Raw genomic sequence first — 19,294 nt, 5'->3', positions numbered from 1 at the left:
CCGCACCCAGCGGCCCCCTCACCCCACAGAGCTGTAAGCCACAACCCCCCGCAACACCGCATCCACCGCCTTGTGTGCATTGCGAGCCACGGAACTCCCGTCCCGCGGCGCCGCGGCCGCGATCTGCCCCAGCACGTCGATCACCTGCTTGCACCACCGCACGAAGTCCCCGGCCGGCATCTCCGCCTCGCCCAGCACCTCGTCCAGCGAACGCCCCGACGCCCACATGTAGACCGCCCAGGCGAAGCCCAGATCGGGCTCGCGCTGCCCGACCCCTTCCGCCTGGTTGATCTTGAAGTCCTCCTCAAGGGAGTCCAGCCGCCCCCAGATCCGGACCATCTCGCCCATCGCGGTCTTCGCCGGCCCCGAAGGCAGCTTCGGCGCCACCGCGTCGTCCGCCTGCCGCGCCTCGTACACCAACGCCGAGACGCAGGCCGCGAGTTCGGCGGGGTTCAACCCCTCCCACACGCCCGCCCGCAGGCATTCGCTCGCCAGCAGATCGAGCTCGCCGTAGAGCCGCGCGAGCCGGCGCCCGTGCTCGGTGACCTCGTTGCCCCGCAGATAGTCCAGCTCGGTGAGGAGCGCGACGATCCGGTCGAAGGTGCGGGCGATCGTGTTCGTCCGCCCCTCGATCCGCCGCTCCAGCTGCCGCGTGTCGCGCTGCAGCCGGTGATACCGCTCGGCCCACCGCGCGTGGTCCTCGCGCTCGTCGCACCCGTGGCAGGGGTGCGCGCGCAACTCCGCCCGGTAGCGGGCGATCGCCCGGTCGTCGGCCGCGACGGACCGCCCCTTGCGGTGCCGCTCCGGAACTATGTGACCGGCCTTGGTCCGCAGCGCGGAGGCCAGGTCGCGACGCGACTGCGGGGAGCGCGGATTGAACGACTTCGGCACCCGCATCCGCTCCAGCGCCTCCACCGGAACCGGGAAGTCGATCGAGGCGAGCCGCTTGACCTGGCGCTCGGCGGTCAGCACCAACGGCCGCGGCCCGTCGTGGTATTCGAGCCCGCGGTGGCCGTGCCCATTCGTTCGCCCGGCGGGCAGTCCCGGGTCGAGCACCAGCGCCAGCCCGGCGAACTTGCCGGTGGGCACATGGATGACATCGCCGGGCTTGAGCCTCTCCAGCGACGCCGCGGCCTCGGCCCGCCGCTGCGTCGCGCCCTGCTTGGCCAGCTCGGTCTCCCGGTCCTTGAGGTCGCGGCGCAGCCGCGCGTACTCCTCGAAGTCACCGAGGTGGCAGGTCATGCCCTCCCGGTAGCCCTCCAGCCCCTCTTCGTTCTTCTGGACCTGCCGGGAGATGCCGACCACCGACCGGTCGGCCTGGAACTGCGCGAAGGAGGTCTCCAGCAGTTCGCGCGACCGGTGCCGCCCGAACTGCTGCACCAGGTTGACGGCCATGTTGTAGGACGGCCGGAAGCTGGAGCGCAGCGGATACGTACGCGTACCAGCGAGTCCGGCCAGCGCGCCCGGATCCATGCCGCGCTGCCACAGCACCACCGCGTGGCCCTCGACGTCGATGCCGCGCCGCCCGGCCCGGCCGGTCAGCTGGGTGTATTCGCCGGGGGTGATATCGGCGTGCTGCTCGCCGTTCCACTTGACGAGCTTCTCCAACACCACCGAGCGCGCGGGCATGTTGATGCCGAGAGCGAGGGTCTCCGTGGCGAAGACGGCCTTGACGAGCCCGCGTACGAACAGCTCCTCGACGACTTCCTTGAACGTCGGCAGCATGCCCGCGTGGTGCGCGGCGATGCCCCGCTCCAGGCCTTCGAGCCACTCGTAGTAGCCCAGGACGTGGAGGTCCTCGCCGGGGATGGAGGCGGTGCGCTCCTCGACGATCTCGCGGACCAGCCGCCGCTTCTCCTCGTCGTTGAGCCGCAGTCCGGCGTGCAGGCACTGCTGCACGGCTGCCTCGCAGCCGGCCCGGCTGAAGATGAACGTGATGGCGGGGAGCAGCCCCTCGGCGTCCAGCCGGTCGATGACCTCGGGCCTGGCCGGCGTCCAGATCCGGCTGCGCTGGCGCCGCTCGCGCTCCCGGTCCGCCTCGCGGACCATCTTGCCGCGGCGGCGCTCACGCGGGTTGTACCCCCGCTGGTTCTCCATCCGGGCAAGCCGGACAAGGTCGGGGTTGACCTCGCGGCGTCCGGCGCCGCGGCCGCCGTGGTCGGTCTCCTCCTCGAAGAGGTCGTACATCCGGCGGCCGGCCAGGACGTGCTGCCAGAGCGGCACGGGCCGGCTCTCGGAGACGATCACTTCGGTGTCACCGCGGACGGTGTCCAGCCAGTCGCCGAACTCCTCGGCGTTGGACACGGTCGCCGACAGTGACACGAGGGTCACGGATTCCGGGAGGTGAATGATCACTTCTTCCCAGACGGCGCCCCGGAAGCGGTCGGAGAGGTAGTGCACCTCGTCCATCACCACATGGCCGAGGCCCCGCAGCGCCTGCGAGCCCGCGTACAGCATGTTCCGCAGCACCTCGGTGGTCATGACGACCACCGGGGCATCGGCGTTGACGCTGTTGTCGCCGGTCAGCAGGCCGACCTTCTCGGGCCCGTAGCGCTTGACCAGATCGGCGAACTTCTGGTTGGACAGGGCCTTGATCGGCGTGGTGTAGAAGCATTTACGGCCCTGCTCCAGGGCGAGGTGCACGGCGAACTCGCCGACGATCGTCTTGCCCGAGCCGGTCGGAGCGGCGACGAGCACGCCCTTGCCGGCCTCCAGGGCCTCACAGGCCTCGATCTGGTAGGGGTCCAGATCGAATTCGTACAGCTCGCGGAAGGGCGCCAGTGCGGTGGCCTGCTCGGCGGCGCGGATCCGAGAAGCCTGGTATCGCTCAGCTGGTGAGAGGTCCTCTGTCATCGTGCTTTCGAGACTACCCGCCACCTCTGACACCAGGCGCGATCTTTAAATCCCGCCCGGAGAACCCGGCACGAGCACCCGCACCGCACCGGGCACGCAACGCGCGGTGAGCGGCAGCACCCCGAGTTGTTCACCGTCCGCGTACGCGGTGACGCCCGCTGCGGCCAGCTCGATCGAGGAGACCCGGTGCACGGTGACCTTGGGGTGGCCGAGATGCGTTCCCTTGTAGACGCGGGGAAACACCTTGAGCAGGGTGGTACGGCTGCAGTCCCCGACGACGGTCACGTCGAACAGGCCGTCGTCCATCACCGCGTCCGCGCAGATCCGCATGCCTCCGCCGTACGTCGACCCGTTGCCGACGGCGATGAGCGTCGCCTCGATCTCCCGGACCGGCCCGTCGTCCAGCCTGATGCGGTAGGGAATGGGCTTGAACGCGGCGAGTTCGGCGAGGATCGCGAGGTCGTACTTGAACCGTCCGCCGACCCAGCGCATCCGGTTCCCCCGGTCGTTGACCCGGGAGTCGAAGCCCGAGGCGAGCACCGACCCGAACCACCGCTCACCGACCCGGCCGAGGTCGATCTCGCGGACGCCGCCGCCCTTGAGCGCCTCGGCGGCCAGCCGCCCGGCGGCGGCCGGATCCCGTATGGGCAGCCCGAGAGCACGGGCGAAGTCGTTCCCGGTGCCGACGGCGACGACCCCGAGCGGGGTCATCGTTCCGGCAACGGCCTGCAGGGCGAGGGACATCATGCCGTCCCCGCCCACGGCTATCAGCGCCCCGGTCCCACCCGCGACGGCCTCACGGGCCCGCCGCAGGGCGTCGTCGGCGTCCTCACCGAGCACCGTACGCACGGAGAATCCGGCGTCCCGCAACGCGGAAGCGGCCGGCTGCGCGGCGTGCGCGCCCCGGCCGCGTCCTGCGGTGGGATTGACGAAAAGGGTGATCTCGCTGGTCACCCGGGGACCCTACAAGGTCAGGTGATGTCGTCGTAACCGTTCACCCGGTCCCGGTCCGAACTCGCCTGTGCGGGCAGCGACCGGGCGGACGAGACCGATTCGATCTCACCGACGCTCTCGGGGGTGAGGTCCAGCTCCGATGCCTCGTCGTCGTCCAGTTCGGCGTCGGGATTGGCACGGCGTCGCCGCTTGTCGTTCAGCAGGGAGAAACCGACAGCCATGAAGTACAGCACCACGATCGGACCCGCGAGCGCGATCATCCCCACGGGGTCGGTTGTAGGCGTCGCCACTGCCCCGAAGACGAACACCCCCATGACCACACCGCGCCACCAGCCGAGCATTCGACGTCCGGTCACTATGCCCGTCAGGTTCAACATGATCAGGAGAAGCGGCAGCTCGAAGGCCGCTCCGAAGATGAGCACCATCCTGACCGTGAAGTCGAGGATCTTGTCCATCGGGAGGATGTTCGCCGATCCGTCGGGCGTGATGCCCAACAGGACACGCATGCTGATCGGCAGGATCGTGTAGGCGAGCGCCGCACCACCGAGGAAGAGCGGCACCGCGGCCGCCACGAAGGCGTACGTGTACTTCCGCTCGTGCTTGTGGAGCCCGGGTGCCACGAACGCCCACAGCTGGTACAGCCAGATCGGGCTGGCGATTATGACGCCGGCCATGAGGCTGACCTTCACCGTCGTCGTGAAGGGGGAGAGGAGGTCGGTATACGCAATGACCGCGCACGCGCCTCCCGTTGTCTCGCCCAGCCCCTTCTCGCAACGGGGCACGGGAGCGGAGAGGAACTCCATCAGCGCCTGGCTGTAGAAAGCTGCAGCGATCGTTACGACAACGATGGCCAGCATGCCCTTCGCCAGCCGGTTACGCAGCTCACGCAGGTGCTCCACCAAGGGCATGCGGCCCTCTGGGTCGGTCTCCTGCTTGCGGGCAGACTTGAGCAACCCACGTCCTCATCTCGTGCAGCAGGCCCTCACTGATCAGGGCGCCTGCGTCGGCCCGGTTCTTGTCAGCGCTTGGTCGAGTCGGTCGGCTCCGCGACCGGACGCGAGCTGCTCACGTCGCCGGGGGCGGCCTTGATGGTGCGCTGGGCGGCCTGGTCCTGGGCGGCGTCGTTGGCGGCCGGCTCGGCCGGGGTCGCCGACGGGCTGCCCTCGGACTTCATGGCCTTGGCCTCGCTCTTGAGGATGCGGGCCGACTTGCCGAGCGAGCGAGCCATGTCAGGAAGCTTCTTCGCGCCGAACAGCAGAACAATGACGACGAGGATCAGGATGATCTCGGGAGCGCCGAGCCTTCCGAACATATGTGTGTACCTTCTCACCGAGGCAGCAGGGGTGGGGCGGATCGAACCTCGGACGGACGTCCGACCTTCGTACTGTCAGCGATCGTATCCCGCAGGGGTAAACACAGGGCAATACCCACGCATCCTTGCGGTTACGGCCCACGCCTCGCTCTCCGGGCCGCCTTCAGCAGCGTACCCCTCGAAACCGGGAAACTGGAGGCCGCGCCCGCTCGGATCCATCCGCCCTGCTCACAGGGCGGATCGGGGCAGCGGAGGCGGTACGGCTAGCGCAGCGCCTCGCCGGTGGCGGCGAGGTCGGTCGCCGCCCTTTCGAGGTCCTCCGCGGCCCGGTTGATGCGCTGGGTGGTACGTGTCACCTGGCGCCCGAGCCGCTGGGCCTCGATGAAGACCTTGACGGCCAGCACGCCGAGAACAGCGATCCCGAGGAACCCCAGGGCGATGGCGAGCATGGGCCAGAACATGGGCTGAGCCTCGATGTGTCTAGGGGGCCGACGGCGTGGAAAGGGGCTACAGGCCGGCGTGCAGGCGCAGCGTCCGCACCCCGCCCGTGCTGAGGAGTTCGACTATCCGCTCCCCCGCGGGCTTGCGGACGGCCGCATCGCACCGCGGGCAGGTGAAGGAGTAGAACGTCGTCCGGTGGCTGGCCCCCACCGCGAGGCGTATGGCACTCGCCGCGAGTTCGAACTGTTCGTGGCAGTCCGGGCAGGCGGCCTTGAACCGCACGGACTCGGGCACCACCACAGTCGGAACACCCGACACCACAGACATATTGCTCATATCTCCCTCAGGTTTCCGCTCAGGCCGGTTCGTCGTACGCGGCGAGCGCCGCACGGGCCGCCTGCCGGGCGCTCCGTGCCAGCTCCGGCGGGGAGACGATGCGGCCCTCGCCGCCCAGCCGCAGCGCGAGTCTGCGCAGCGAGGCCGGGTCGGGGGTGCGCAGGGTGATCCGCAGCCCGCCGTCGGGCAGCTCCTGCGCACTGTCGTGCGGGTAGTACTCGGCGACCCAGCGTCCGCCGGGGCCCACCTCCACGACGACTTCCGGGTCCTCGGCGGCCGGCTGGACGAGGCCCTCTGACAGATCCCGCAGCTCCAGCTCGGGCGGGGCGGCGGGCTCGTCGAGCAGCCGGATCTCGGCGACCCGGTCGAGCCTGAACGTACGCCGGTCCTCGGACGACCTGCACCAGGCCTCCATGTACGTGTGCCCCACGGCGAACAGCCGGATCGGGTCCACCTCGCGCTCGGTGAGTTCGTCGCGTGCGGGCGAGTAGTAGCGCAGCCAGAGGCGGCGGCGCTCGGAGATCGCCCGGTCGACATCGGCGAAGACGCCGCCCTCGGACTCGAAGGTGACCGAGAGCCGCGAGCTCGCCGCCCCCACCTCGCCGGCCGCGGTCTCCAGCTTCGCGGTGGCCCGCAGCAGCGCCTGCCGGTCGCTCTCGCGCAACCCGGGGAGCGTGGCCACGGCACGGGCGGCGACCAGCAGCGCCGTCGCCTCGTCGGCCGCGAGCCGCAGCGGCTCGGCGACATCGTCGGGGTTGTGCCACCAGATGCGGTCGCCGTCGGTGTCGATGTCCAGCAGGTCACCGCCGCGGAAGCTCGTCCCGCACATGGGCAGTACGTCGAGGTCCGAGATCAGCTCGTCCTCGGTGATCCCGAAGGCGCGGGCGACGTCCTGGACATGGGCGCCGGGGCGCTCACGGAGGTACGTCACCAGGGAGAGCATCCGGCGGGTCTGGTCGATCGCGTTCGTGGCCATGGGTTGCCGTACCTCTCTCAGTCCTTGGCCACGGCGCGCAGCCGGTCCACCACATCGGCCCGCAGATCGGCGGGTTCCCGTACGACGACGTCCGGGCCGAACTCGACGAGCCAGGCGTCCAGACCGTGTCCGTACGGAATCTCCAACTCGTCCCACCCGTTCCCGAGTTCCCGGACCGACACGGCGCGCGAGCGCAGCGGGTAGCCGGCCCCGGTGCGCAGCCTGATCAGCGCGGTCCGGGTGGCCGTCTCCCCCGCCCAGCTCTCGACGGTCTCGCGTACGGTCACGACGTCGGGCACCTCGGCGGTGAAGGCCCCGGCCCGGGAGCGGACCCGGCCGGTGATCCGGGAGAGCCGGAACACCCGCTCGGCGCCGCGGTCCCGGTCCCAGCCGGCCAGGTACCAGTGTCCGCGCCAGCACTCCAGGGTCCACGGCTCGACCTGGCGCTGTCCGGACGTGGCGGCGTTGCCCTTGCGGTAGTCGAAAGTGACCGGGCGGCGGTCGCGGCAGGCCAGCATCAGCGGCTCGAACGCCGCCTCGTGGACGGGGATGCGCGGTTCGAGGGCGCTGTGCACCTCGTACGTGTCCTCGGCCTCGGGCATGCCGGCGGCCCGCAGCTTCTGCAGCGCACCGCTGGCCGCGCCGGCCAGCCGCGCCTGCTGCCAGACCTTGGCGGCCAGTCCGAGCGCGGCGGCCTCCTCGGCGTCCAGGGTGATCGGGGGCAGCCGGTTGCTGTCGCGGCGGGCGAGATATCCCGTGTCGCCGTCCAGGTTCTCCACGGTCTCGATGATCAGACCGAGCTCGCGCAGATCGTCCTTGTCCCGCTCGAACATCCGGTTGAAGGCATCGTCGGAGCCCGCTTCCAGATAGGCCTCGATGGAGCCGCGCAGCTCGCGCTTGCTGAGCGGGCGGCGGGTCCCCAGCAGACACAGCGCCAGGTTCATCAGCCGCTCGGCCTTGGCAATCGCCATCGACGCCCTTTCTGTTTCGCTCTACGACGCTCGACCGTACCGCTACGCGGTGTCGGGACAAAAGCGAGGGCCCGTGCCTGGCGGCACGGGCCCTCGTATCGCACGGATGCGGATCAGACGGCGACCAGGTCGCAGACGAAGATCAGCGACTCGCCGGGCGCGATGCGGCCGCCACCGGCGCCGCGGTCGCCATACGCGAGGTGCGCGGGAATGGTCAGCTGGCGACGGCCGCCGACCTTCATGCCCTGGACACCCTGGTCCCAGCCGGCGATGACCTGGCCGGCGCCGAGCTGGAACTGCAGCGGGGTGCCGCGGTTCCAGGAGGCGTCGAACTCCTCGCCGGTGGAGAAGGCCACGCCCACGTAGTGGACGGAGACGGTGGCGCCCGCCTTGGCGACCGCGCCGTCGCCCTCCCAGATGTCCTTGATCTCCAGATCGGCCGGCGGCTCGCCACCCGGGAAGTCGACCTCGGGCTTCTCGATGCTCACTGACTTGCTCCTCTTACTGATGAACTGCTGGGCAACCGGGACAGTCTTACATCTTCGCCAGGAGGTCCACGGCGAAGACCAGCGTGGACTTGGCGGGGATGCTCTGCTGCGCCTTGTCACCGAAGCCCTGGTCCGGCGGGATGACCAGGAGCACCCGGCTACCGATCTTCTTGCCGACCAGACCGTTCTTCAGGCCCTTCAGGGTCACCTGGGCGAGCGGGAAGGTCTGCGTCTTGCCCGCGGCGTAGGTGCTGTCGAAGGTCTTGCCGTCCTTCCACAGCAGTCCGACGTAGTTCACGACGACGCTGTCGGTGTCCTTCACCACATCGCCCTTCGACTCCAGGATGTAGTTGGAGACGAGCTTCGACGGCGGGTCGCTCTTGGTCGGGATGGTGACCTTGGGGGCCTTGCCGTCCGTGTTGGTGCCGACCTTCGGCAGGTCGATGTTGTCCTGGGCGACCTCGGTGCCCTTGGCGGAGGCCGGGATCTGCGTCGCCTTCAGGACGTCGACGACGAAGACGAGCGTGGCGTTGGGCTTGATGTCGCCCTGGCCCGCGGCGCCGTATCCGAGGTCCGGCGGGATGACCAGCTGGACCCTGCTGCCGACCTTCTGACCGACGAGGCCCTTGTCCCAGCCCTGGATGACCATGCCGGCACCGAGGGTCAGGTCGAACGGCTGCTTGCGGTCGAAGCTGTTGTCGAACGGCTTGTCCGAATCCCAGGACTGACCGAGGTAGTTGACCTGGATCGCGTCGCCGTTCTTGAGCGTGGCGCCGTCTCCCGCGCTGACGACTCTGGTCTTCAGCTCCTTCGGCGGCTTCCCCGTGCCCTTGGCCAAGGTCGGCTTCTCACCGAATTTCGCGCCCGCGGTGATCGCGGGGAACCCGTCCTTCGACGCGGCGGAAGCAGAAACGGAATCGGAAGCGGAGCCCTTTTCTTCGCCGCAGGCCGCTGTCAGCAGCAACAGGGGGACGACGAGAAGGCCGGCAAGTCGGCGCACTTGTTCCTCAGATCTCAGACGGCACAGTTGGTTGAGTCCCCGACACTCTAGGGCGTACGCAGGGCCCCGTACGAGGAACGTACGGGGCCCGCGTCGCGTCGGCGGCCGGGATCGTGCGGTGCCGGCTCACATACCCGCGATCAGTTTCTCCACCCGGTCGTCCACCGAACGGAACGGGTCCTTGCACAACACGGTGCGCTGCGCCTGGTCGTTGAGCTTGAGGTGGACCCAGTCGACGGTGAAATCCCGCCGCTGCTCCTGCGCCCTGCGGATGAAGTCGCCGCGCAGCCGCGCCCTGGTGGTCTGCGGGGGCACGGACTTGCCCTCGAAGATCTTCAGGTCGTTGCAGACACGGGCGGCCTGCCCCTTGCGCTCCAGCAGGTAGTACAGGCCGCGACGACGGTGGATGTCGTGGTACGCGAGGTCTATCTGGGCGACCCGCGGATGCGACATGGTCATGTTGTGCTTGGCCCGGTACCGCTCGATGAGCTTGTACTTCATCACCCAGTCGATCTCGGTCTCGATCCGGTCGAGGTCCTCGGCCTCGATCGCGTCGAGCGTGCGGCCCCAGAGCTCCAGGACCTGGGCGACGGTTCCGGTGCGGATGCCACGGCGGTCGACGAAGTCGACGGCCTTCTCGTAGTACTCGCGCTGCACCTCGATGGCGGATGCCTCACGGCCACTGGCCAGGCGCACCTTGCGCTGCCCGGTGGTGTCGTGGCTGACCTCGCGGATCGCCCGGATCGGGTTCTCCAGCGTCAGGTCCCGCATCACCGTGCCCGCTTCGATCATGCGCAGCACCAGATCGGTCGCGCCGACCTTGAGCAGCATGGTCGTCTCGGACATGTTGGAGTCACCGACGATGACGTGGAGACGGCGGTAGCGCTCCGCGTCGGCGTGCGGTTCGTCACGCGTATTGATGATCGGGCGGGAACGCGTGGTCGCGGAACTGACGCCCTCCCAGATGTGCTCGGCACGCTGGCTGACGCAGTAGACCGCGCCCCTGGGGGTCTGCAGCACCTTGCCCGCGCCACAGATCAGCTGCCTCGTGACGAGGAAGGGAATGAGGATGTCCGCGAGCCGGGAGAATTCTCCGTGCCGTGCCACGAGGTAGTTCTCGTGGCATCCGTAGGAGTTTCCCGCCGAGTCGGTGTTGTTCTTGAAGAGATAGACGTCGCCCGCGATTCCCTCCTCGTGCAGGCGGCGTTCGGCGTCGACGAGCAGGCCTTCGAGAATGCGCTCGCCGGCCTTGTCGTGGGTGACCAGTTCGGTCAGGTTGTCGCATTCGGGGGTTGCATATTCCGGATGCGATCCCACGTCGAGGTAGAGGCGGGCGCCGTTCCGCAGAAAGACATTGCTGCTGCGGCCCCATGACACAACACGGCGGAAGAGGTAGCGCGCCACTTCATCAGGGGACAGTCGGCGCTGTCCCCTGAACGTGCACGTGACGCCGTACTCGTTCTCCAGCCCGAAAATGCGGCGGTCCATGACTGAACATTACGCCTGATGGCCTGAGCTGAAACCGGGTTCGACAGCACCGTTTCGATCATTTTCCGATCCCCGCGCGGAAACGGCCGTACGCCCGGGAACTGCGAGTACCCTTCCCGTCGCCAGCAGGACGAGCAGTGCCGCCACCCCACCGGCCCCCGCGACGGCGAAGCTCCACGAGGTGCCGCCGAGCTCGACGGCCGGGCCCGCCACGGCCGTTCCCGCCGCCGCGCCCACCCCGAACGTCGTCACCAGCCAGGAGAACGCCTCGGTCACGGTGCCCCGGGGAGCGTGCCGGTCGACCACGATGAAGGAGCAGGCGATCGCGGGTGCCAGAAAGACTCCGGCCACTGCCGCCAGTGCGGTCATGGCGACCACTCCCGGGGTCAGCATCAGCGGCAGATAGCCCAGTGCCAGCAGCGCGACGATGACCCGCAGCCGGCGCTCCGGCGCCCCGGCCCACTGCCGTGCCCCGTAGACCGCGCCGCCGATCAGCGCGCCCAGCCCGAGCGCGGCCATCAGCCAGCCGTACACCGACTCCCGGCCGTGGTCGTCGGCGTAGGCCACACCGGCCACCGTGATCGAGCCCAGCGCGAGTCCGACGAAGAAGAACGAGCCGAGCAGCGCCAGCAGCCCCGGTGAGCGCAGCGCGCCCAGCCAGTGCGCCTCGCGGGGTGCGGAGCGCCAGGTCCGGGAGGGCTCGGAGAGGACGACGGAGAGCGCCCCCAGGACGCCCAGCGCGTTGATGACCAGCAGGGCGGCGGCGGGCGACCAGAGGGAGACCAGCACCGTCACCAGCAGCGGGCCCACGGTGAACATGACCTCCTGGGCGACGGCGTCCATGGCGTACGCCCGGTGCACCCGCTCCTCGCCGCCCAGCACGCTCGGCCACAGGGCCCGCAGACCGCCCTCCAGCGGCGGTGTGAAGACTCCGGCCACCGCCACGGCCGCGTAGGCCGGCGGAAGCGATCCCAGGCCCACCAGGGCCAGCAGGGCCATGCCCAGCGCCGACACCACGGCGGCCGGGAGCTGGACACGTGGCTGGCCGTACAGGTCCACGGCGCGGCCCAGCAGCGGCTGGCCGACCGCGGTGGCCAGCCCGTACACGGCCGCGAGCGCTCCGGCGAGGGCGTAGCTGCCGCCCTCGGCGCGGGTGAACAGCACGATCGCGACGGGGGCGGTGCCGTTCGGCAGCCGGCCCACCAGGGTTCCCGCCAGCAGGCGGGCGGCATGCCGCGCCCGGAGGATGTCCAGATATCCCGCGGCCATGTCCTGTCGCCCCTCTCCCTCGGGGGGCTCTTCCGCCACCCAGAGGTTTTACGTATAACGTCGAAGCTCATACGTACCATGTGCCCAGTCCGCAGGTCCACCTCACGGCGCCTGCCCCGACCGGCCCGGAGGCCCGAGTGACCAGCGCACCACAGCCCGTCCCGACCCGGCCCACCAGCCGCGATGTCGCGCGGGCCGCAGGCGTCTCGCAGGCCACCGTCTCCCTGGTGCTCGGCGGCAAATGGCCGGGCCGGGTCTCCGAGGCCACCGCCGAACGCGTCCGGCACGCCGCCCACGGTCTCGGCTACCGGCCCAATCTCGCCGCCCGCAGTCTGCGCCTGGGCAGCACCAGGACCGCGCTGCTGGTCGTCCCCGCGCTGACCAACGAGTTCTTCGCCCGCGTCTACACCGGCGCCGCCGAGGTCGCCGCCGAGCACGGCTTCGGCGTCGTGCTCTACCCGTCCCCCGACGGCACCGGACCGGCCCGGGATCCCTTCGCGTCGGCGAGCGCCTCCCTGGACGGCGTGATCGCCTCCTCCATGGCCGCCGGGGCGCTCGACGCGCTGCGCGGGGCCGGGCTGCCGCTGGTCATGCTCGACAGTGACCCGGCGGACAGCGGTGTCGCGGCCCGCGTCAATCTGGACGTCGCCGACGGGATGCGGCAGGTCGCGGAGCATCTGCTCGCCCTCGGCCACCGCCGCTTCGTCCATCTGGCGTCGGCGGTCGACTCCTGGACCTTCGCGGTGCGCGGCCGGGCGCTGCACGACACCCTGCGGTCGGCGCCCGGCACCTCCGTGCGGACGGTCACGGCGGCACTCAACGTCCACGAGGGCCGCATCGCGGCGGAGCACGCGCTCGCCGCCCCGGGCCCCCGCCCCACCGCGCTCGTCTGCGACGACGACATCCTGGCCGCCGGTGCCTGCAAGGCCGCCCGCAGGCTGGGCCTCCGGGTGCCCGACGACCTGTCCGTCACCGGGTTCGACGATCTGGCCCTGGCCACGGCCGTCGAGCCGGAGCTGACCACCGTGCGGCTGCCCGCCGAGGAGGTCGGGAGGCGCGGCATGGCCGCCCTGCTGGCGGTCCTGGACGACCGGCCGGCCGAGACCGGCAGTCTCCCCGTGCGCCTGATGGTCCGCGGCTCCTCGGCACCCCCGCCCGCGGACGCCCCGCGGGCATGACGATGCCCCGGCCCGCCGGAAGGGGCGGACCGGGGCACGGTCGACTGCGGTGGACCGTCCTTCGACGGACTACTCCACGTCACCGCCGGAGTCAGTGGACTCGGGCGTGTCCGCCGCGGCGGACGCGTTGCCCTCGCCCTCCTCTGTGTCGGACGGGGCGTCCGTCGGCGCGGAGCCGCCGTCCGCCTCCAGCAGCCGCGCCAGCTGCCTGCCGACGATCCGCTTGAACTTCCGCTGCTGGGGCCGCGTACGGTCCAGCACCGCGACCTCCAGGCGCTCGGCGGGGATCTCCCGCTCGCTGCCGTTGGGATCGCGCGACAGCGCCTGCACCGCCAGCTTGAGCGCCTCGGCGAGCGTCATCCCGTCGCGGTGCCGCTGGTCCAGGAAGGTGCTGATCTGCTCGGCGTTCCCGCCGACCGCGACCGAGCCGTGCTCGTCGACGATCGAGCCGTCGTGCGGCAGCCGGTAGATCTGGTCGCCGTCCGGGTCGGTGCCCACCTCGGCGACCACCAGCTCCACCTCGTACGGCTTCTCGGCCGCACTGGAGAAGATGGTGCCGAGGGTCTGCGCGTACACGTTGGCCAGCCCACGGGCCGTCACATCGTCACGGTCGTAGGTGTATCCGCGCAGATCGGCGTAGCGCACTCCGCCGATGCGGAGATTCTCGTACTCGTTGTACTTGCCGGCGGCGGCGAAGCCGATCCGGTCGTAGATCTCGCTGAACTTGTGCAGCGCGCGGGACGGGTTCTCGCCGACGAACACAATGCCGTCGGCATACTGCAGCACAACCAGGCTGCGACCACGGGCGATGCCCTTCCGGGCGTATTCCGCCCGGTCGGCCATGGCCTGCTGAGGTGAGACATAGAACGGCGTCGACACCGGTTATCCGTCCCTTTCTGTCAGTGACGAGAGCATCGGAGAAGCAGCGGAACGGGGGTCAGAGCAGCGCGGCGCGCGGGCCGTCGGGCTGCTCCAGCCGGCGTTCCAGGACCGAGCGGGCGATCTCGGAGGATTCCGCCTCGTCCAGCTTCCGGAAGCCTTCGTCGGTGATGACGGTGACGATCGGGTAGATCCGCCGGGCCACATCGGGACCGCCGGTCGCCGAGTCGTCGTCAGCGGCGTCGTACAGCGCCTGTACGACCAGGGTGAGGGCCTCCCGCTCCGTCAGCTCGCCGTGGTAGAGCTTCTTCATCGAGCTCCGGGCGAAGACCGACCCGGAGCCGGTGGCCGCGTACCCGTGCTCCTCGGAACGGCCTCCGGTGACGTCGTACGAGAAGATCCGGCCCTTCTCGCGGTCGATGTCGAAACCGGCGAAGAGCGGCACGACGGCGAGGCCCTGCATGGCCATCGCCAGGTTGCTCCGGATCATCGTGGAGAGCCGGTTCGCCTTGCCCTCCAGGGAGAGCTGGGCGCCCTCGACCTTCTCGAAGTGCTCCAGCTCCAATTGGAAGAGCTTGACCATCTCCACGGCCAGTCCGGCCGTGCCGGCGATGCCCACCGCCGAGTACTCGTCGGCCGGGAAGACCTTCTCGATGTCGCGCTGGGCGATCACATTGCCCATGGTCGCGCGCCGGTCACCGGCCAGCACCACACCACCGTCGAACGTCACCGCGACGATCGTCGTCCCGTGCGGCGCCTCGATGGCCCCCTGGAGGGGCGGCAGGTTCCGGTTGCCGGGGAGCATCCCGGGCGACTGGTCGGACAGGAAATCCATGAACGAAGAGGATCCCGGCGTCAGGAAGGCAGCTGGTAGACGCCCGGTGCTACGAGTGTTGGCTTCCACGCGTTTCCCTCCAGGTAAACGACGGCCCTGAGCAAGGCGTCAGGAACGTCTCCCAACCTGCCGATGGCCGAATTGCAGTTGATGCGGTTACGCCACGGACCCTACCCGTCCCGCGGCGGTGATCCACATGATCCGCGGGGGCAGCCGCTCGGCTCGCGGTGCCGTTTGTGCCCGCGCGGTACGGGCCCGGTCGGCCCGTACCGCGCGCACCGCTCTCCACTCCCCCGCGTTCACATCCGTGAACTACTGTCCACCCTTCTGAACAAATGACCTCACGAAATCCTCGGCGTTCTCTTCGAGCACATCATCGATCTCGTCCAGAACCGAGTCGACGTCGTCGCTCAGCTTCTCCTGGCGGTCCTTGAGGTCCTCGGAGACCTGCGCGTCCTGCGCCTGCTCCTCGACCTCCTCGGTGGAGCGCGTCGCCTTCTGCTGTCCGCCGCCGGTGTCCTTGGTCGCCATCTAGCTCACCCCGCTCGGTTCGAAGCACTTGATCAGACCCTACCCACGGGCTCCGACATCGGCCCGGTACTTTCCCTCAACGTCCGGGGGTCATCCCGATGATTCCCCGATCCCGGCCCTTTCAGCCGCCCGACAGGACCTGGACCAGCTCCTCCGCCGTGCGGCAGCGGTCCAGCAGCTCCTTGACGTGGCTGCGGGTGCCACGCAGTGGTTCCAGGGTGGGTACCCGCTGCAACGAGTCATGACCCGGCAGATCGAAGATGACCGAGTCCCAGGAGGCCGCCGCCACGTCGTCGGCGTACTGCTCCAGGCAGCGGCCGCGGAAGTAGGCCCTGGTGTCCTCCGGAGGCCTCGTACGGGCCTCCTCGACCTCGTTCTCGTCCAGCAGCCGCTTCATCTTCCCGCGGGCCGCCAGACGGTTGTACAGGCCCTTCTCGGCCCGCACATCGGCGTACTGGAGGTCCACCAGGTGCAGGCGCGCCGCGTCCCAGTCCAGGCTGTCGCGGCGGCGGTAGCCCTCCATGAGCTCCCGCTTGGCGATCCAGTCGAGCTCGCCGGACAGGCTCATCGGATCGTTCTCCAGCCGGTTGAGGGTGTCTTCCCAGCGGATCAGCACGTCCTTGGTCTGCTCGTCGGCGTCCGCCCCGTACCGCTCCTCGACGTACTTGCGGCCCAGCTCGAAGTACTCCATCTGCAGTTGCACCGCGGTGAGGGTACGGCCGCTGCGCAGCGTGATCAGGTGCTTCAGGGTCGGGTCGTGCGAGACGTGATGCAGGGTGCGCACCGGCTGGTCGACCGCGAGATCGACGTTGATGAAGCCGTCCTCGATCATCGAGAGGACCAGGGCGGTGGTACCGAGCTTGAGGTAGGTGGAGATCTCCGAGAGGTTCGCGTCCCCGATGATCACGTGGAGCCGGCGGTACTTCTCCGCGTCGGAGTGGGGTTCGTCCCGGGTGTTGATGATGGGGCGCTTGAGCGTGGTCTCCAGCCCGACCTCGACCTCGAAGTAATCGGCGCGCTGGCTGATCTGGAAACCGTGCTCGTGGCCGTCCTGGCCGATTCCCACGCGTCCCGCTCCGGTGACCACCTGGCGGGAGACGAAGAACGGGGTCAGGTGGCGCACGATGTCGGAGAACGGGGTCTCCCGCTTCATCAGGTAGTTCTCGTGCGTGCCGTACGAGGCGCCCTTGTTGTCGGTGTTGTTCTTGTAGAGGTGGATCGGCTGGGCGCCGGGAAGCTGGGCCGCGCGCTCGGCGGCCTCGGCCATGATGCGTTCGCCGGCCTTGTCCCAGAGGACCGCGTCCCGCGGATTGGTGACTTCCGGGGAGCTGTACTCCGGGTGTGCGTGGTCGACGTAGAGGCGGGCCCCATTGGTGAGGATGACATTGGCGAGGCCGATGTCCTCGTCGGTGAGCTGGCTGGAGTCCGCGGTCTCGCGGGCGAGGTCGAAACCTCGCGCGTCCCGCAGCGGGTTCTCCTCCTCGAAGTCCCAGCGGGCGCGGCGCGCCCGGTGCATCGCCGCTGCGTAGGCGTTGACGATCTGGGACGAGGTGAGCATGGCATTGGCGTTGGGGTGGCCGGGGACGGAGATCCCGTACTCCGTCTCGATGCCCATTACTCGCCGTACGGTCATGCGGCCCTCCTTGCCCGGCGGCGCTCCCTTGAGGGGCGGCGCTCAAGTACCGCTGCTTGTCGGTGCGCGTGCACTGCCCGTCCACGCACTGCGCGACCGGGCGGTACGCAAGAGCCTAGAGCGCCTCTGTGCTGGTGGGGAGATCAATTGCGTCATTGCTGCGGTGTCGCGTGATCGCGACCGAAAGCAACCGGCTGCGGATGCCCGGCGGGCATCCGCAGCCTGTCCGCGTTCTACAGGTACTGCCCGGTGTTCGCCACCGTGTCGATGGAGCGACCGGTGTCCGCGCCCTGCTTTCCGGTGACGAGCGTGCGGATGAAGACGATCCGCTCGCCCTTCTTGCCGGAGATCCTGGCCCAGTCGTCCGGGTTGGTGGTGTTCGGCAGGTCCTCGTTCTCCTTGAACTCGTCCACGCATGCCTGGAGGAGATGGGAGACGCGAAGGCCCTTCTGGCCCTGGTCGAGGAAGGCCTTGATGGCCATCTTCTTGGCCCGGTCGACGATGTTCTGGATCATCGCGCCGGAGTTGAAGTCCTTGAAGTAAAGGACTTCCTTGTCGCCGTTGGCGTACGTGACCTCGAGGAAGCGGTTCTCCTCGGACTCGGTGTACATCCGCTCGACGACCGACTGGATCATGGCGTGCGCGGCGGCTTCCTTGGAGCCGGTGTGCTCCGCGAGGTCGTCGGCGTGCAGCGGCAGCGAAGGCGTGAGGTACTTCGCGAAGATGTCCTTCGCGGCCTCCGCGTCCGGGCGCTCGATCTTGATCTTCACATCGAGGCGGCCGGGCCGCAGGATCGCGGGGTCGATCATGTCCTCGCGGTTGGAGGCGCCGATGACGATGACGTTCTCCAGGCCCTCCACGCCGTCGATCTCGGCCAGCAGCTGGGGGACGATGGTGTTCTCCACGTCCGAGCTGACGCCGGATCCACGGGTACGGAAGAGGGACTCCATCTCGTCGAAGAAGACGATGACGGGGGTGCCCTCGCTGGCCTTCTCACGGGCACGCTGGAAGACCAGGCGGATGTGCCGCTCGGTCTCGCCGACGTATTTGTTGAGGAGTTCCGGGCCCTTGATGTTGAGGAAGTAGCTCTTGCCCGCCGGCTGGCCGGTGACCTCGGCGACCTTCTTGGCAAGGGAGTTGGCGACGGCCTTGGCGATGAGCGTCTTGCCGCAGCCGGGCGGTCCGTAGAGCAGGATGCCCTTCGGTGGACGCAGTTCGTGTTCCTTGAAGAGGTCGGGGTGGAGGTAGGGGAGTTCGACCGCGTCCCGGATCAGTTCGATCTGGTCGCCCAGGCCGCCGATCTTGTTGTAGTCGATGTCCGGTACCTCTTCGAGGACGAGCTCCTCGACCTCGCTCTTGGGGACCACTTCGTAGACGTAGCCGGACCTGGGTTCGAGCAGGAGGGCGTCGCCGGGGCGGATGGTGATGTCCAGCAGCGGCTCGGCGAGCCTCACCACCCGTTCCTCGTCGGTGTGCCCGATGACCAGGGCCCGCTCGCCGTCCTCAAGGATTTCCTTGAGGGTGACGATGTCCCCGGCCCGCTCGAATTCCATGGCGTCGACCACATTGAGCGCTTCGTTGAGCATGACTTCCTGGCCGCGCCGGAGGTCGTCGAGCTCGACACTGGGACTGACGTTCACCCGGAGCTTTCGGCCTCCGGTGAAGATGTCACAGGTGCCGTCCTCATTGCCCTGAAGAAACACACCGAAACCGGCCGGCGGCTGTGCGAGCCGGTCGACTTCTTCCTTGAGGGCCACGATCTGGTCGCGGGCCTCGCGCAGTGTGTTGGCGAGCCGCTCATTCTGTGCGGACACACCTGCCAGGTTGGTCTGCAATTCGACGATCCGCTCTTCGAGAATCCTCGTATGGCGCGGAGAGTCGGCGAGCTTACGTCGCAGGACGGCGATTTCCTGCTCGAGATAGGCGACCTGGCCGGCTGGGTCATCGGACCCCCGCCCGGGCCGGATGCCGCGGTTGATGTCGTCGTCGTGGGCTGCCACGGTCCTCACCTCCTCCAAGGGGAGCTGGACGCTTCCTGACCCTACCTGGGTGGGTGATGATTGAAACCCCTAGATCACAAAGACTGCGGGGCGTGTCCGATCTTCACCCTTGCGTTCCCCCTCGTGACAGGGGAATACCCACCCTTCAAC

The 19,294-nt window shown here is 69.0% G+C and carries 18 protein-coding genes and 1 pseudogene; 1 reads left to right on the top strand and 18 read right to left on the bottom strand.

The genetic code is table 11. From position 1 onward, the window contains the following. Nucleotides 1-18: 18 nt before the first annotated feature. The 12 genes from ABZ622_RS11645 to ABZ622_RS11590 form a co-directional block, all read right to left on the bottom strand. Entirely contained in the window at nucleotides 19-2,853 is a 2,835-nt protein-coding gene (locus ABZ622_RS11645) for a DEAD/DEAH box helicase (protein WP_360542173.1), read from the bottom strand. Nucleotides 2,854-2,898: 45 nt separating this feature from the next. Continuing rightward, nucleotides 2,899-3,807 (bottom strand): diacylglycerol kinase, encoded by a 909-nt coding sequence (locus tag ABZ622_RS11640; protein WP_360542172.1) that lies wholly within the window; start codon nucleotides 3,805-3,807, stop codon nucleotides 2,899-2,901. Between the two features lie 17 nt (nucleotides 3,808-3,824). Further along, nucleotides 3,825-4,715 (bottom strand): twin-arginine translocase subunit TatC, encoded by an 891-nt coding sequence (gene tatC, locus ABZ622_RS11635; protein ID WP_360542316.1) that lies wholly within the window; start codon nucleotides 4,713-4,715, stop codon nucleotides 3,825-3,827. Between the two features lie 110 nt (nucleotides 4,716-4,825). Further along, on the bottom strand, nucleotides 4,826-5,119 hold the full coding sequence (gene tatA, locus ABZ622_RS11630; protein WP_259933212.1) for a Sec-independent protein translocase subunit TatA: 294 nt from the start codon (nucleotides 5,117-5,119) through the stop codon (nucleotides 4,826-4,828). A 263-nt stretch (nucleotides 5,120-5,382) separates the two neighbouring features. Further along, a complete protein-coding gene (locus ABZ622_RS11625; RefSeq protein WP_259933213.1) occupies nucleotides 5,383-5,580 on the bottom strand; it encodes a hypothetical protein in 198 nt (65 codons plus the stop codon). Nucleotides 5,581-5,626: 46 nt separating this feature from the next. Further along, on the bottom strand, nucleotides 5,627-5,896 hold the full coding sequence (locus tag ABZ622_RS11620) for a hypothetical protein (protein ID WP_360542171.1): 270 nt from the start codon (nucleotides 5,894-5,896) through the stop codon (nucleotides 5,627-5,629). A gap of 19 nt (nucleotides 5,897-5,915) precedes the next feature. Then, nucleotides 5,916-6,872, bottom strand: a complete 957-nt coding sequence (locus ABZ622_RS11615; protein ID WP_266917068.1) for a WYL domain-containing protein — start codon at nucleotides 6,870-6,872, stop codon at nucleotides 5,916-5,918. A 17-nt stretch (nucleotides 6,873-6,889) separates the two neighbouring features. Next, the gene (locus ABZ622_RS11610) at nucleotides 6,890-7,843 is read right to left on the bottom strand and encodes a WYL domain-containing protein (protein ID WP_360542170.1); all 954 of its coding nucleotides are present in this window, start codon (nucleotides 7,841-7,843) and stop codon (nucleotides 6,890-6,892) included. 113 nt (nucleotides 7,844-7,956) lie between these two features. Next, the gene (locus ABZ622_RS11605; protein ID WP_360542169.1) at nucleotides 7,957-8,331 is read right to left on the bottom strand and encodes an FKBP-type peptidyl-prolyl cis-trans isomerase; all 375 of its coding nucleotides are present in this window, start codon (nucleotides 8,329-8,331) and stop codon (nucleotides 7,957-7,959) included. A gap of 46 nt (nucleotides 8,332-8,377) precedes the next feature. Beyond that, a complete protein-coding gene (locus ABZ622_RS11600) occupies nucleotides 8,378-9,331 on the bottom strand; it encodes an FKBP-type peptidyl-prolyl cis-trans isomerase (RefSeq protein WP_360542168.1) in 954 nt (317 codons plus the stop codon). A 126-nt stretch (nucleotides 9,332-9,457) separates the two neighbouring features. Next, nucleotides 9,458-10,819, bottom strand: a complete 1,362-nt coding sequence (gene pafA, locus ABZ622_RS11595) for a Pup--protein ligase (protein WP_093541264.1) — start codon at nucleotides 10,817-10,819, stop codon at nucleotides 9,458-9,460. A gap of 9 nt (nucleotides 10,820-10,828) precedes the next feature. Then, complete coding sequence (locus tag ABZ622_RS11590) at nucleotides 10,829-12,088, bottom strand: MFS transporter (RefSeq protein WP_360542315.1); 1,260 nt, start codon at nucleotides 12,086-12,088, stop codon at nucleotides 10,829-10,831. Between the two features lie 137 nt (nucleotides 12,089-12,225). Here ABZ622_RS11590 and ABZ622_RS11585 point away from each other — a divergent pair, with 137 nt between their 5' ends. Beyond that, nucleotides 12,226-13,266 (top strand): LacI family DNA-binding transcriptional regulator, encoded by a 1,041-nt coding sequence (locus tag ABZ622_RS11585; RefSeq protein ID WP_360542167.1) that lies wholly within the window; start codon nucleotides 12,226-12,228, stop codon nucleotides 13,264-13,266. 69 nt (nucleotides 13,267-13,335) lie between these two features. Here the strand turns inward: ABZ622_RS11585 and prcA are convergent, their stop codons facing one another. From prcA to arc, 6 genes and pseudogenes are all read right to left on the bottom strand, one after another. Then, the gene (gene prcA / locus ABZ622_RS11580; RefSeq protein ID WP_360542166.1) at nucleotides 13,336-14,145 is read right to left on the bottom strand and encodes a proteasome subunit alpha; all 810 of its coding nucleotides are present in this window, start codon (nucleotides 14,143-14,145) and stop codon (nucleotides 13,336-13,338) included. A 58-nt stretch (nucleotides 14,146-14,203) separates the two neighbouring features. Continuing rightward, entirely contained in the window at nucleotides 14,204-15,049 is an 846-nt protein-coding gene (gene prcB / locus ABZ622_RS11575; protein ID WP_360542165.1) for a proteasome subunit beta, read from the bottom strand. Beyond that, a pseudogene (locus tag ABZ622_RS11570) lies at nucleotides 15,001-15,191 on the bottom strand (endonuclease domain-containing protein); the annotation flags it as partial. The gene prcB and the pseudogene ABZ622_RS11570, both read right to left, overlap by 49 nt. Nucleotides 15,192-15,292: 101 nt before the next feature. Beyond that, entirely contained in the window at nucleotides 15,293-15,511 is a 219-nt protein-coding gene (locus ABZ622_RS11565) for a ubiquitin-like protein Pup (protein ID WP_124718707.1), read from the bottom strand. 121 nt (nucleotides 15,512-15,632) lie between these two features. Beyond that, entirely contained in the window at nucleotides 15,633-17,144 is a 1,512-nt protein-coding gene (dop, locus tag ABZ622_RS11560) for a depupylase/deamidase Dop (RefSeq protein ID WP_360542164.1), read from the bottom strand. A 233-nt stretch (nucleotides 17,145-17,377) separates the two neighbouring features. Next, nucleotides 17,378-19,144: a proteasome ATPase gene (arc, locus tag ABZ622_RS11555; protein ID WP_360542163.1), complete on the bottom strand. Its 1,767-nt coding sequence runs from the start codon at nucleotides 19,142-19,144 to the stop codon at nucleotides 17,378-17,380. Nucleotides 19,145-19,294 lie beyond the last annotated feature (150 nt).

Source organism: Streptomyces sp. NPDC007164 (assembly GCF_040634135.1).
GTDB classification, from domain to species: Bacteria; Actinomycetota; Actinomycetes; order Streptomycetales; family Streptomycetaceae; genus Streptomyces; species Streptomyces sanglieri.
This window is presented reverse-complemented; position numbering and strand designations above follow the sequence as displayed.